Raw genomic sequence first — 13,319 nt, 5'->3', positions numbered from 1 at the left:
GCGTGGGTGCTGACAACAATCGCAACGAGGAGATTCAATTGTCCCGTAAAGCTGTGAATTCGCGAATGCGAGTGTGAAACAGTTCACACAATATGGGGCGAAAATTGCCCCAGGTTGAACGTAACCTAAAAGAATCGTTTGGATTTTTTTGCGTCAGGCGACGTTTTCCAATTCAACACTCGGAGTGACGCCAAGCGCGAAACACACATCGCGTGTCAGTTCCGGGCGGTTCAAAGTGTAGAAATGCAGCTTGTCCACGCCGCCTTCGATCAGGTCTGAACATAGTTCGGTGCAGATCGCGGTTGCCAGCAGATCCTCGCGCTCGTCGCGCACTGCCTTTTCGAATGCCTGCTCGACCCACACAGGAATATGGGTACCGCAGCGCTTGGCGAAATTGCGAGCCCCCGCCCAGTTTTCGATCGGCAGGATGCCGGGCACAATTGGCTTGTCGATGCCAGCTTTGGCACAGGCGTCACGGAAACGGAAGAAGGTGTCGGCTTCGAAGAAAAACTGCGTCAGAGCTTCATCTGCGCCCGCATCAAGCTTGGCTTTCAGCCAGTCGACATCAGCAGCCATATCTGCGGCTTCAGGATGCGTGTCGGGATAAGCGCCGACACGGATGCTGAACATCTCGGTTTCGGCCAAGGCTTCGATCAGTTCAACCGAATTGGCAAACCCGTTGGGGTGGGGCGCGAATGTGTCCTGACCCTTTGGCGGGTCACCGCGCAAGGCGACGATGTCCTGTACACCGGCGCGTGCGAATGTATCCGCTATCTCAAGCGTTTCCTGTCGCGAAGCATCGACACAAGTCAGATGTGCAGCCACGTTCAACCCCGACGACTTATGCAGGGTCGCAACCGCGTCGCGTGTCAGTTCGCGCGTTGTACCGCCAGCGCCATAGGTGACCGAGACGAAGCGAGGGTCCAGCGGGGCCAAGGTCTGAACCGTGTCCCAAAGACGGAATGAGGCTTCCAGGGTTTTGGGTGGAAAGAACTCGAATGAAATTTCAGGTTTGGACATTGCAGCCTCGCTGGATCATCTGAGCCACTTGTGCCATGTCAGGCAATGTGAGACAAACTCATATTATTCAACAACAACATGAATGGTGTTCGAAATGCACATTGAATTCCGGCATCTGCGCACCATCAAGGCGATCCATGAATGCGGTGGACTGGCGCGTGCTGCGGACCAGTTGAATATCACCCAGTCCGCATTAAGCCATCAGATCAAGGGTTTGGAGGATCAGGCCGGGGTCGAGCTGTTTCTGCGCCGTTCCAAACCCATGAAACTGTCAGCCGCAGGGTTTCGATTGCTTCGATTGGCGGAACAGATCCTGCCGCAGGTCGAGGCAGCTCAACACGAATTTTCATCGCTGCGGGACGGGCGCACGGGGCGGATGCATATTGCGATCGAATGCCACGCCTGTTTCGAATGGTTGTTCCCCGTGCTCGAGTCCTTCAGAAAATCCTGGGGTGATGTTGATGTGGATATCCGCCCCGGCCTGGCCTTCGACGCCCTTCCGGCCTTGCAAAAGGAAGAGGTTGATCTGGTGGTCTCGTCCGACCCCGAAGACCTGCCGGGCGTCGAATTTGTTGAGTTGTTCGACTATAACGCTGTCTTTGTGGCGGCCTCGACCCATCCGCTGGCCAAGAATGAATTTATCGAGGCCGAGGATTTTCGGGGTCAAACCCTGATCACCTATCCGGTAGAGCGCACGCGTCTGGATGTGTTCAGCCAGTTGCTGATCCCCGCACGGGTTGAGCCTGCCACGATCCGGCAAGTGGAACTGACCGCAGTAATATTGCTGCTGGTGGCGTCAAACCGTGGGATCTCGGTCTTGCCGGATTGGGTCGTGCGCGAGGTCAAATACAACTCGGACTACGTCACCCGACCCCTGACGAAAGAGGGCATCACACGGCGCCTGTACGCTGCAGTCCGGTCTGAGGATCTGGAGAAACCCTATGTGCAGGAACTGGTGAAACTGGCCCGGGACGAAGCGCGCACGCTGCAATCCCAGTAACGGCGTTTGCGGCGGGTCCGTTATGCGTATCATTCCTCTTGGCAAGGACGCATTGCGGCAGTATACGCGCGGTTTGACCGGACAGGAGCCCTTTGACAATGGTTGGCAGTGCAAATCTCAACATCATGATCAAGGCCGCGCGCAAAGCGGGGCGTTCATTGGTCAAGGATTTCCGTGAAGTCGAGAATTTGCAGGTGTCGATGAAAGGCGCGGGCGACTTTGTCTCGAAAGCCGATATCGCCGCCGAAGCCATTCTGAAGGAAGAACTGCTGGGCGCGCGCCCGACCTATGGCTGGCTGGCCGAAGAAGGCGGCACGATTGACGGCGAAGACCCGACCCGCCGCTGGATTGTCGACCCGCTGGATGGTACCACCAATTTTCTGCATGGCCTGCCGCACTGGGCAATCTCCATCGCGCTGGAACATAAGGGCAAGATCGTTGCCGGTGTGATCTATGACGCTGCCAAGGACGAGATGTTCTTTGCCGAAAAAGGCGAAGGCGCATGGATGAACGATATGCGTATTCGCGCGTCAGGCCGTCACCGTATGATTGAATCGATCTTTGCGACTGGTCTGCCTTTTGGTGGGCGTTCGGACCTGCCCGCAACTCTGCAGGATCTGGCGCGTTTGATGCCTGCCTGCGCCGGTGTGCGCCGTTGGGGTGCTGCAGCGCTGGACATGGCGTATGTCGCCGCAGGCCGTTACGAAGGCTTCTGGGAACGTCGCCTCAACGCATGGGATCTGGCGGCCGGTATTATCATCGTCAAAGAAGCAGGCGGATTCGTGCAGGCACTGAACCCTGAAGGCAGTGTGCTGGAGGACGGTGAAGTGATCTGTTCGAACGAACCGATCTTTGATCAGTTCGCCAAGGTGATCCGGGCCTGACCCCCTTTTAACTTATCGACGCGGAACACGCGGTATGCGTGACTGTGACAGCTTGTACTTTGCTTCGGGGTGGGGCGGATGCCCATGGTTGCGGTCCCAGAACTGCACCCCTCCGCGCCGCAGCCATAGTGGTATGCACAGGATCAAGCCCATGGCAAACCCTCCGGTATGGGCCCAATAGGCGATGCCGCCTTCGTCCGGGTTGCTGGTGACGCTGCCAAAGAACTGTATTGCCAGCCAGACCCCCAGCATGATGAAAGCCGGAATGGTGAAGACCCTGAAATAGACGATCAGGATCAGCAGAATATCCACCCGTGCTTTTGGGAACAGCAGCAGATAGCCGCCCATCACGCCCGCAATCGCGCCCGAGGCCCCAACGGTCGGGACCTGAGAGGCCGGCCCGGTGATGATGTGAATGAGGCCCGCACCGATCCCGGCTGCCAGATAGAACAGCAGGAAGGGCAGGTGGCCCATCTCGTCTTCCAGATTGTCGCCGAAGATCCATAGAAACAGCATATTCCCGGCCAGATGCATCCAGCCGCCGTGCAGGAACATGGACGTCACCAAGGTTTCCAGTCCAAACCCGTCGCTGACCCGCGCCGGGATGATGGCGTAGTCGAAAAACAGCCTGCTGATCCTTGGCCCATCGTCCATGATACCAACATAGCTGAGGAAGATCAGGATGTTGGCGGCCAGCAGCGCGTAGACAACATAAGGCGTGCGCCCCGAAGGGTTATGGTCTCGGATCGGAAACATGGTGTGACGCTGGGCTTTTGCGCGCCCGGCGTCAAGGCAAGCTTATGCCGCACCTCCCAACAATGCAGCGTTTCCGCCCGCTGCGGTCGTGTCGACACAGACATGACGCTCGCCCAGAACGCGGGCGCGGTCGGGTTTGCCGGGGATCAGGGGCAGAATCGGGCCGTCGCGGCGCGCCAGATGCTGCTCGATCTGCCGGGCAGTTTGGTCATCTCCCCACCACAAAACGCCCGAGATACCGGTCAGGTTCTCTAACCGGTGCAGGTCAAGCATACCGGTCGCCTGAATGGCGATGCCACCCAGCGCCTGAACGGCTTCAGCCTGCGCCTGTGCGGCGATCTCTCCGGGTCCCATGCACAGCAATGGTGGGCGGGGGTATTCGCTCAAGCGGTTCGATTCCCCAGTAGGACCGGGCAATGACTGGGTTTTGACCGGCGCTGGTTGCCCTTGTGGCGCGGGCAGGTCAGCCACAGCGCTCCAAGTATCCGCCGTACTTTGACGGTCCGGCGCGCAGAACCGGGCCATGTAGTTCGGCCCACCCGCTTTGGGGCCGGTGCCCGACAACCCTTCACCACCAAAGGGCTGAGAGCCAACGATAGCTCCGATCTGGTTGCGGTTTACATAGATGTTGCCCGCATGGATCGCCTCGGTCACATGCTGCACGCGGTCGTCGATGCGGGTGTGCAGGCCAAAGGTAAGGCCGTATCCGGTAGCATTGATATCGTCGATGATTTTGTCGATCTCCTGCGCCTTGAACCGGGCCACGTGCAGTACGGGGCCGAAGATCTCGCGCTCCAGTGCGGCAATGCCAGAAACCTCGATCAGAGTGGGCGCTACAAAGATCCCTTCGGGCGGCAGCGGAAGCTCTTTCAGAACCCGTCCCTCGCCGCGCGCCTTGGCCACATGGTCTGCGATGCCTTGGCGGGCCTGTTCGTCGATCACCGGGCCGCAATCGGTTGAGATCAACCAGGGGTCTCCGATGCTCAGCGCGTCCATCGCCCCTTTGAGCATGGTCAGAACATCGTCGGCGATATCCTCCTGCAGGTACAGGCACCGCAGGGCTGAGCATCGCTGGCCCGCCGATTGGAAGGCGCTTTCAATGACCGACTGTACCGCCTGTTCAGGCAAGGCCGTGCTGTCGACGATCATGGCGTTCAGACCTCCGGTTTCTGCGATCAGAGGTGTTCCGGGACGCATAGATCCAGCCATCGCCGAACAGATCTTGAGCGCAGTGGCTGTCGACCCAGTAAAGGCCACGCCCGAGACGCGCTCATCCGACGTCAGAGCTGCGCCCACGGCAGGCCCACCCGGCAGCAGTTGCAGCGCATCTCGCGGTACGCCCGCCTCATGCATCAGCTGAATCGCGCGATGCGCAATCAAAGGCGTCTGAGGCGCAGGCTTGGCCAGAACCGCGTTTCCAGTGGCCAGCGCGGCCGAGATCTGCCCCGAGAAAATCGCCAGAGGGAAGTTCCAAGGGCTGATGCAGGTGAAAATTCCAGCAGGATTGGCCGCAGGAATGTTGGCCGCGTAATAGCGCAGGAAATCTACCGCTTCGCGAAGTTCGGAAACCGCATCCGGCAGCGATTTCCCGGCCTCGCGTGCCAGAAGGGCAAACAGTTCGCCATAATGCGCTTCATATAGATCGGCGGCGGCGTTCAGAACGCGCGCACGCTCAGCAGCGGGTGCGTCCCAGGGGTTGGCCGAGGCCAGGGCAAGCTCTGCATCTGCCGCGCTGGCCGACGCAACGGCACCGGGCCTGTCCTGCGGGTTGGCCGGATTTGTGACAGGTTCTTCGGCTTCGGGTTTGGCCTTGTCAGCCAATAGGGGTTGAGCAAACCAATGCTGCGCCCGGAACCCATCCCGCGCCGCCTCGATCTGATCCAGAGTGGGCGTGTGGTGCAGATCGAACCCTTTGGAATTGGGACGTTCGGGTTGAAACAGCTCGGGCCCTGTCGGCAGCGCGGGTGGAGGTGTCTGCACAGTGACAAACGGATCGGCTGCAACCTCTTCCGGGGGCACGTTTTCATCGACGATCTGGTTGACGAAGGACGAATTCGCCCCGTTTTCCAGAAGGCGTCGCACCAGATAGGCCAGTAGATCGCGATGCGCCCCAACCGGTGCGTAGATTCGGCAGCGGGTATTTTGTTTGTCCATCACAATCTGATGCAGGGTCTCGCCCATGCCATGCAGACGCTGGAACTCGTAGGGCTGATCCTCGGCCATATGCAGGATGGCACTGACCGTGTGGGCGTTATGGGTGGCAAATTGCGGATAAATTCGGTCTGTCATGTTCAGCAACTTGCGTGCATTGGCGATGTACGAGACATCGGTCGCTGCTTTGTGGGTGAAGACCGGAAACCCATCCACCCCCTCGACTTGCGCGCGTTTGATCTCGGTGTCCCAATAGGCACCCTTGACTAGTCGCACCATCAGCTTGCGATCGTGACGTTCGGCCATGCCATACAGCGTATCCAGAACCAGCCCGGCGCGCGGGCCGTAAGCCTGAACCACGATACCGAATCCGTGCCATCCGGCGAGGGCCGGATCAGACATCACCGCCTCGATCACCTGTAGCGACAGCGACAGGCGATCTGCTTCTTCGGCGTCGACATTCAGGCCCATTCCGGCGGCCTTGGCAAGCAGCGCCAGCGCACGCAGCCGTGGAACCAATTCGTCCATGACCCGCTGTTCCTGGGCCAGTTCATAGCGAGGATGCAGGGCCGACAGTTTTACCGAGATACCGGGATTGGCGCGGATATCGTCATGGGTGCAGGCCTCGGCAATGGCCGAAATGGCGCGCGAATAGGACAGGTGGTACCGCGCAGCATCTGCGTCTGTCCGGGCCGCTTCTCCCAGCATGTCGTAGGAATAGGTATAGCCCTTTTCCTCCATCCCGCGGGCACGCTCCATAGCGGAGTGAATGGTTTCACCCAGAACGAATTGGCGCCCCATCTCTTTCATCGCGCGGGCTACGGCGGTGCGGATCACCGGCTCGCCCAGCCGTTTGATGGCGCCGCGCAACGCTCCGACCGGAGACGCCTTGCCTTCGTCCAGTACTTTACCAGTCAGCATCAGCGCCCAAGTGGACGCGTTCACAAGGGATGACGAAGATTGCCCCAAGTGCTTGCCCCAGTCTGAAGGTGCGATCTTATCTTCGATCAACGCGTCGATTGTGTCGGCATCCGGCACCCGCAGCAGCGCTTCGGCCAGACACATCAGGGCGATGCCTTCGTCGGTGGACAGGCCGTATTCGGCCAGAAACACCTCCATCAACCCTGGTGAGGTGCTGGAACGGATGTCGCGCACCAGCTGCGCTGCCGCAGAGCTGATGGCGCTGCGATCTGCATCCGTCAGGTTCGCCTGAGTGATCAGGGTGTCAAGGACAGCCGACTGAACGGCATAGGTTGGGGTATCGATGAGTGTGCGCAGGCTGTGTGACATGGGTCCTCCGGTCTTTGTGGTAATATAGGGGCGAAAAATCGGGACAACGGACCAAGTTTTGTATAATGGAAGGTCATTGTTCTCAAATTTCCGTATGGAGCGACGCAAATGAACTTTCCTGATCTGGATCGGTTCGATCGGTCGATTCTGAGGGTTCTGGCCGAAGATGGCCGTATCTCGGTCGCAGATCTTGCCCGCGAGATTGGTTTGTCGAAATCTCCGACGCAAGCACGGCTGAAGCGTTTAGAGGCAAATGGTGTGATCAAAGGCTATCGGGCGATGCTGGACCCGATCCGTTTGGGGTTGGACCATGTGGCTTTTGTCGAGGTCCGTCTGACCGACACCCGTGAAAAAGCCTTGGCCGAGTTCAATGCCGCCGTGTGCAAGATCGCTGAGGTGGAACAGGCACATATGATCGCTTCGAACTTTGACTATCTTCTGAAGGTGCGCACCGCCACCATGTCGGAATATCGCCGGGTTCTGGCTGAAAAGGTCTCTGCGATGCCGCATGTGGCCAGCACGTCCACCTTTGTGGCGATGGAGGCGGTGAAAGAAACGGGGATGGTCGGGACCATAACTGAAGCCGGGTGAGGGGTTTGAACCTGACTTGAAGATGTCAGGGTGCGGCTGCCCAGCTGGCAAAATTAGCGCGCAATTGATAACCGACCAGTAACGGCATTGGACGGTACAGTTCCGCCTTTTTGTCTTTTACCGAGACAAAATCCGACGCTTTTCGGCCATGGCTTCGCGGCGGCGTTGCTCGATCCCGAGTCTGAATGATTCCTCGACAAAATCGATATGGTCGGTGGCTGCTTTTTCGGCACGCGCTTCGTCGCCGTCGATCACGGCGCGACCCAATTCAAGATGCTGTTGCAACAGCTTTTCCCCGGTACCGTCAATCGTGCGCAAAAAATCGCGATTGTAGAACACTCCCTTGCGGGTCAATTCGTAGATCGACGCCATCATATGTATCAGTGTTGCGTTCTGGCTGGCATCGACGATCGCAGAATGCAGTGCAAAGTCTGCCTCTTGCGAGGCCCTGGCGTCTTGCTCCTGCCACGCACGCTCGTTTTCGTCGAGGATTTCCGAGATTCTCTCTTTATCGGCCTTGGTGGCGCGATGCGCGGCAAGGCGGGCTGCAAACCCTTCCTGTTCGCGGCGATATTCCAAGTAATCGAAAAAAGCAGGCTCGTGGCGTTCATATAGCGCAAGAAGTGCGGGCATCATGGCCTGTCCGGTCAGGGCCGCAACGAATGTGCCTTCGCCATGTTGTGTTGTAACCAGACCGCGTTCTTCCAGAACCTGAAGGGCTTCACGCAGCTTTGGGCGCGATACGCGTAACATCTCGGCCAGGTCGCGTTCCGAGGGCAGTTTCCGACCCTGTTTCAGGATGCCTGAAGCGATCAGGTCTTCAACTTGCGCAACCACCGCTTCGGACAGCGATTCGTGTCCAACAGGTTCAAATATCGCCGTGGTGCTCATGATCTGATGCCCTGTGTGATGCTCGAAACTCAATTTAACTGGTAAATAAACATAACCATTTTGGTCGTAAATTCAAGCTTCCGAACATGTGCTCGCAGAACTCCTCAGGTGTCTGGTTGTGAACAAAAATTATGCGACACGCTGCCTAAATATACGAATTTTGTCGATCGCAGTTCCTTCAATCAAGCTCCCTACTTTCATCCGCGGCTATCTACAGTGGTAAATAAAGTTGTTGACTGGAAATTAATGGTAAAGTTAGTTTACCACCGGAGCGGCGCTGGAAGAGCCTGCGCCAATGATCGGGGCAAAGTCCCGACCTACCCTGGAGGAGATTTCATGAAGAAGACCCTGACGAGCCTGGCCGTGGCCGCCAGCTTTCTGGCTGCACCTGCGGTTGCCGCTGACAAACTGCTGCTGAAAACACCGATTGCCTTTTCGACCGAACTGCCGGGCCTGGGTTCGCCGATCCCACGCGTGGCTGATCAGTTGGAACTGATGTCGGGCGGAACGCTCAAGATGAAAGTGTACGAGCCGGGCAAACTGGTTCCGCCGTTCGAGATATTGGACGCAGTGTCCACCGGCAAGATCAACTCAGGCTACACCACCGCAGGCTATTGGGCGGGTAAAATCCCGGCTGCGCCTCTGTTTTCGGCCGTGCCCTTTGGCCCCGAGGCGGGTGAATACATGGCGTGGCTCTACTATGGCAACGGCATGACCCTGTATCAGGAAATGTATGATCAGGCCGGTTTCAACGTCAAAGTTCTGCCTTGCGCCATCATCGCACCGGAAACCTCGGGCTGGTTCGCGTCCGAGATCAACTCGCCCGAAGACCTGAACGGCCTGAAAATGCGCTTCTTCGGTCTGGGTGGTAAAGTGATGCAGAAACTGGGCGTGGCGACTTCTCTGCTGCCGGGTGGCGAGATTTTCCCTGCGCTGGAAAAAGGCGCGATCGACGCGACCGAATTCTCGATGCCCGCGATCGACGCGCGTCTGGGCTTCCACAAGCTGGTCAAGTTCAACTACTTCCCTGGCTGGCACCAGCAGGCGACCGTTTTCGAGCTGCTGATCAACAAGGACGTCTGGAACGAAACCAGCGATAAGCACAAGGCGATCATCGAAACTGCCTGTAAGGCATCGATGGCAGACAGCTTTGCCGAAGGTGAAGCGATTCAGCACGCGGCCTTGATCGACAATGTTGAAAACAACGGTGTCACCATCAAACAGTGGTCGCCCGAAATGCTGGATACTTTCCGCGCGACCTGGGACGAGGTCGCTGCTGAAGAAGCCGCAAACGATGCCTTCTTTGCGCAAGTTCTGGCAGATATGAACGAGTTCCGTGACGGTTACAGTCTCTGGAAGACCAACGCCTTCCTCCCTCGTCAGTAAGCTCTTTCTCACTGACGATACCGGGGCGGCCCAATCCGCCGCTCCGGTTCTTATTTCTGAACTTCGGACTTTCTAACCTTTCACTGCCCGCGCTCCGGGCTGCTGAGCGAGGAATGACCATGGCCACCCAAAACAACCTCAACGATCCGGTCGAAGCCTATGAGGGCATCCTGGAACACCCGGAAACCGACCGCCAGAAAATCGCCGTTGCAATCGACACCGGGGTCAAGACGGTAGGTCATGTGGTCATGTGGGCGAACATCCTGCTGATGGCTGCGATCTTCAGCCAGGTTTCGCTACGCTACCTGTTCAGCCAGAACTATCCCAAGCTGGACGAGGTTCAGTGGCATTTCTACGGCATCGTCACGATGATCGGCATTTCCTATGCCTTGATCACTGACAGCCATGTCCGCGTGGACGTCCTGCATATGCAGTTGTCGCGCCGCGCGCAGCGGATCATCGAGGTGATCGGCATTCTGACCCTGCTGACCCCATTCATCTATCTGATGATCGATCAAGGCTACGACTATTTTTACGAAAGTTTCCGCGTCAACGAACGTTCTGATAGCCCCACCGGCCTGCCTGCGCGCTGGGCCTTCAAGGCGGTCATTCCGATCAGTTTTATTCTTCTGGCGCTGGCCGCGCTGGCGCGGTTGATCCACGACGGCCATGCTCTGCTCTACGGACCGGCCTCGGAACGTGAAGGCGCACCGCTGCGCCGTGTCCTGCTGGTGTTGGCCGTGTTTGCTGCGGTTTGTGTTGGCCTGACCTTCCTTGTCGAAACGACCGAGGAAAAGCTGGTCATCGCAATGTTCCTGACCTTCATCGCGCTGCTCTTCACCGGATACCCGGTGGCCTGGGTGCTGGCCGGTGTCGGTGTCGCGTATTGCGGTCTTGCCTATCTGTTCGACAATGATCTGATGCTTTGGACGGGGCTTGAAAGCACTTTTACCGGGCTTGATTACCTGACGCTGGGCGCGGTTGTGAACCGGGTCTATGCGACCATGTCGAACGCGGTTCTTGTGGCCTTGCCAATGTTCATCTTCATGGGGCTGATGCTGGACGAATCCGGTGTGGCCGAGCGTTTGATGTCCTCGATGCAGCGCCTGTTCGGTACGGTGCGCGGTGGTCTGGCGATCACGGTGACTCTGATCGGTATCATTCTGGCGGCCTCTACAGGCATCATCGGTGCATCCGTCGTGCTGTTGGGTGTGCTGTCACTGCCCACGATGATGCAGCAGAAGTATCAGCCGACGCTGGCTGCGGGTGTGGTTTCTGCCTCGGGGACGCTGGGCATCCTGATCCCGCCCTCAATCATGCTGGTGATCATGGCTGACCAGATGGCCCTGTCGGTGGGCGACCTGTTCATGGCCGCTGTCTTCCCCGGTGTCATCATCGGTGGCCTGTACCTGACCTATATCTTCATTCTCGCGCTAGTGAAACGTGACGCGGCCCCGGTTCCTGAAGGTGCGAAAGCTCCCGACTGGGCTGCAGTAAAGGACGTTTTGATTGCCGTTATTCCGACGCTGATGCTGATCCTTGCCGTGCTGGGGTCGATCTTCGCCGGTCTGACCACACCGACCGAAGCCTCAGGCATTGGTGCGCTGGGGGCGACGCTGCTGGCGCTAGGATACCGTAAGCTGACCTTTGCAAAGCTGTGGAACGTGCTGGTGTCGACCTTCAACACCACCGCCTACATCTTTGCGATCTTCCTTGGCGCAACCGTCTTTTCTTACGTCCTGCGCGAACTTGGCGGAGACGAACTGATCGAGCATGTGGTGCAATCCACCGGGTTCGGGGCCAACGGCACGATCCTGTTCATCCTGTTCATCGTCTTCCTGCTGGGCTTTGTGCTGGATTGGATCGAGATCACGCTGATCGTTCTGCCCCTGATGCGCCCGATCGTAAACGGGCTGGGCATCGACATCCCCGGATTTGGCGTTCTGGATGAGCCAGCACTGGTGTGGTTCGTGATCCTGGTTGCTGTGACGCTGCAAACCAGCTTCCTGACGCCGCCTGTGGGCTTTGCATTGTTCTATCTCAAAGGTGTCTGCCCGCCAGAGATTAAACTGACGCATATCTACAAGGGCATTATCCCCTTTGTCCTGCTGCAATTGACCGGTCTGGCGCTGGTTTTCCTGTGGCCGACCCTCGCCACCTGGCTTCCGTCGGTCGCCTACTAAAGAGTTCATCCGATGCGTCTGAGCCAATGTCATAACTTCCACGACTTCCGGCGGCTGGCCAAGCAGCGGCTGCCGGGGCCAATCTTTAACTACATCGACGGTGGCGCGGATGATGAGGTGACGTATCGGGAAAACACCAACGCATTTGACCGCTGTGACCTGCTTCCGTCAGTTCTGCGTGGGGTTTCGGACGTGGATATGTCCGTCACGGTCATGGGGCAAAAGCTGGATATGCCCGTCTATTGCTCACCCACCGCCTTGCAACGTCTGTTCCACCATCAGGGAGAGCGCGCGGTTGCGTCAGCGGCGGAGAAATACGGGACGATGTTCGGTGTCTCTTCTTTGGGCACCGTGTCGCTGGAGGAATTGCGCCAGAAACACAAGAACCCGCAAGTCTACCAGTTCTACTTCCACAAGGATCGCGGGTTGAACACCGCCATGATGCAACGCGCCAAAGAGGCGGGGGTCGAAGTCATGATGCTGACTGTCGACAGTATTACCGGTGGTAACCGCGAGCGTGATCTGCGCACCGGGTTTTCGATCCCGTTCCGGCTGACGCTGGGCGGCATGATCCAGTTTGCAATCAAGCCGATGTGGGGGATCAATTATGTTAGCCACGAAAAGTTCCGCCTGCCACAGCTGGAAGAACATGTGGATATGGGCGGTGGGGCAAGCTCGATTGGTGGTTACTTTACCGACATGCTCGATCCATCGATGAACTGGGATGATGTGGCGCAGATGGTACGCGACTGGGACGGTCAGTTTTGCCTGAAGGGGGTAATGACCGTCGAAGATGCCAAACGCGCCGCCGAGATCGGTTGCACTGGTATCATTCTGTCGAACCACGGTGGCCGTCAGCTTGACGGGTCGCGCACACCGTTTGATCAACTGGCCGAGATCGTAGATGCCGTTGGTGACAAGCTGGATGTGCTGATGGACAGTGGCATCCAGCGCGGAACTCATGTGCTGAAAGCGCTGTCAATTGGGGCCAAAGCCGTGGGCGTCGGGCGGCACTACCTGTATCCGCTGGCTGCGGCAGGGCAGGCGGGGGTCGAACGTTCCCTTGGTCTGATGCGCGCCGAGATCGAACGCAACATGAAACTGATGGGCGTCACCTGCGTCGACCAACTGAGCCGGGACAATATCCGTTTTCGCAACGCCTGAACC

Annotated in this window: 10 protein-coding genes; 6 read left to right on the top strand and 4 right to left on the bottom strand. The window is 58.0% G+C overall.

What is annotated here, in order from left to right:
• Positions 1 to 153: 153 nt before the first annotated feature.
• Complete coding sequence (gene metF / locus AC2FJZ_RS09425) at positions 154 to 1,020, bottom strand: methylenetetrahydrofolate reductase [NAD(P)H] (RefSeq protein WP_496777242.1); 867 nt, start codon at positions 1,018 to 1,020, stop codon at positions 154 to 156.
• A gap of 94 nt (positions 1,021 to 1,114) precedes the next feature.
• On the opposite strand from metF, the gene AC2FJZ_RS09420 reads away from it, so the two are divergent.
• Both AC2FJZ_RS09420 and AC2FJZ_RS09415 read left to right on the top strand, forming a co-directional pair.
• Positions 1,115 to 2,020, top strand: coding sequence for a LysR family transcriptional regulator (locus AC2FJZ_RS09420; protein ID WP_496777240.1), 906 nt, complete (start codon positions 1,115 to 1,117; stop codon positions 2,018 to 2,020).
• Between the two features lie 98 nt (positions 2,021 to 2,118).
• Positions 2,119 to 2,904: an inositol monophosphatase family protein gene (locus AC2FJZ_RS09415; protein ID WP_496777238.1), complete on the top strand. Its 786-nt coding sequence runs from the start codon at positions 2,119 to 2,121 to the stop codon at positions 2,902 to 2,904.
• 12 nt (positions 2,905 to 2,916) lie between these two features.
• Here the strand turns inward: AC2FJZ_RS09415 and AC2FJZ_RS09410 are convergent, their stop codons facing one another.
• Together AC2FJZ_RS09410 and putA are read right to left on the bottom strand one after the other, a co-directional pair.
• Positions 2,917 to 3,660, bottom strand: a complete 744-nt coding sequence (locus AC2FJZ_RS09410) for a rhomboid family intramembrane serine protease (RefSeq protein ID WP_496669517.1) — start codon at positions 3,658 to 3,660, stop codon at positions 2,917 to 2,919.
• A gap of 42 nt (positions 3,661 to 3,702) precedes the next feature.
• The gene (putA, locus tag AC2FJZ_RS09405; RefSeq protein WP_496777237.1) at positions 3,703 to 7,101 is read right to left on the bottom strand and encodes a bifunctional proline dehydrogenase/L-glutamate gamma-semialdehyde dehydrogenase PutA; all 3,399 of its coding nucleotides are present in this window, start codon (positions 7,099 to 7,101) and stop codon (positions 3,703 to 3,705) included.
• Positions 7,102 to 7,209: 108 nt separating this feature from the next.
• Here putA and AC2FJZ_RS09400 point away from each other — a divergent pair, with 108 nt between their 5' ends.
• Positions 7,210 to 7,692, top strand: coding sequence for an Lrp/AsnC family transcriptional regulator (locus tag AC2FJZ_RS09400; protein ID WP_496777235.1), 483 nt, complete (start codon positions 7,210 to 7,212; stop codon positions 7,690 to 7,692).
• 117 nt (positions 7,693 to 7,809) lie between these two features.
• Here AC2FJZ_RS09400 and AC2FJZ_RS09395 read toward each other — a convergent pair whose 3' ends face one another.
• Positions 7,810 to 8,583, bottom strand: coding sequence for a FadR/GntR family transcriptional regulator (locus AC2FJZ_RS09395; protein WP_172677897.1), 774 nt, complete (start codon positions 8,581 to 8,583; stop codon positions 7,810 to 7,812).
• Positions 8,584 to 8,919: 336 nt separating this feature from the next.
• Between AC2FJZ_RS09395 and AC2FJZ_RS09390 the strand changes: the two genes are divergently transcribed.
• The 3 genes from AC2FJZ_RS09390 to AC2FJZ_RS09380 all read left to right on the top strand — a co-directional run bounded on the left by AC2FJZ_RS09390 (position 8,920) and on the right by AC2FJZ_RS09380 (position 13,316).
• A complete protein-coding gene (locus AC2FJZ_RS09390) occupies positions 8,920 to 9,969 on the top strand; it encodes a TRAP transporter substrate-binding protein (protein ID WP_496777232.1) in 1,050 nt (349 codons plus the stop codon).
• 119 nt (positions 9,970 to 10,088) lie between these two features.
• The gene (locus AC2FJZ_RS09385) at positions 10,089 to 12,152 is read left to right on the top strand and encodes a TRAP transporter large permease subunit (protein ID WP_496777228.1); all 2,064 of its coding nucleotides are present in this window, start codon (positions 10,089 to 10,091) and stop codon (positions 12,150 to 12,152) included.
• Between the two features lie 12 nt (positions 12,153 to 12,164).
• Entirely contained in the window at positions 12,165 to 13,316 is a 1,152-nt protein-coding gene (locus AC2FJZ_RS09380; protein WP_496777226.1) for an alpha-hydroxy acid oxidase, read from the top strand.
• The last annotated feature ends 3 nt before the right edge of the window (positions 13,317 to 13,319 follow it).

This window comes from Ruegeria sp. CDSA079 (assembly GCF_059612245.1).
This window is presented reverse-complemented; position numbering and strand designations above follow the sequence as displayed.

Excerpts from the sequence above, each read along its gene's own strand:
- metF (WP_496777242.1), bottom strand. The coding sequence starts at position 1,020 with ATGTCCAAACCTGAAATTTCATTCGAGTTCTTTCCACCCAAAACCCTG.
- AC2FJZ_RS09420 (WP_496777240.1), top strand. The coding sequence starts at position 1,115 with ATGCACATTGAATTCCGGCATCTGCGCACCATCAAGGCGATCCATGAA.
- AC2FJZ_RS09415 (WP_496777238.1), top strand. The coding sequence starts at position 2,119 with ATGGTTGGCAGTGCAAATCTCAACATCATGATCAAGGCCGCGCGCAAA.
- AC2FJZ_RS09410 (WP_496669517.1), bottom strand. The coding sequence starts at position 3,660 with ATGTTTCCGATCCGAGACCATAACCCTTCGGGGCGCACGCCTTATGTT.
- putA (WP_496777237.1), bottom strand. The coding sequence starts at position 7,101 with ATGTCACACAGCCTGCGCACACTCATCGATACCCCAACCTATGCCGTT.
- AC2FJZ_RS09400 (WP_496777235.1), top strand. The coding sequence starts at position 7,210 with ATGAACTTTCCTGATCTGGATCGGTTCGATCGGTCGATTCTGAGGGTT.
- AC2FJZ_RS09395 (WP_172677897.1), bottom strand. The coding sequence starts at position 8,583 with ATGAGCACCACGGCGATATTTGAACCTGTTGGACACGAATCGCTGTCC.
- AC2FJZ_RS09390 (WP_496777232.1), top strand. The coding sequence starts at position 8,920 with ATGAAGAAGACCCTGACGAGCCTGGCCGTGGCCGCCAGCTTTCTGGCT.
- AC2FJZ_RS09385 (WP_496777228.1), top strand. The coding sequence starts at position 10,089 with ATGGCCACCCAAAACAACCTCAACGATCCGGTCGAAGCCTATGAGGGC.
- AC2FJZ_RS09380 (WP_496777226.1), top strand. The coding sequence starts at position 12,165 with ATGCGTCTGAGCCAATGTCATAACTTCCACGACTTCCGGCGGCTGGCC.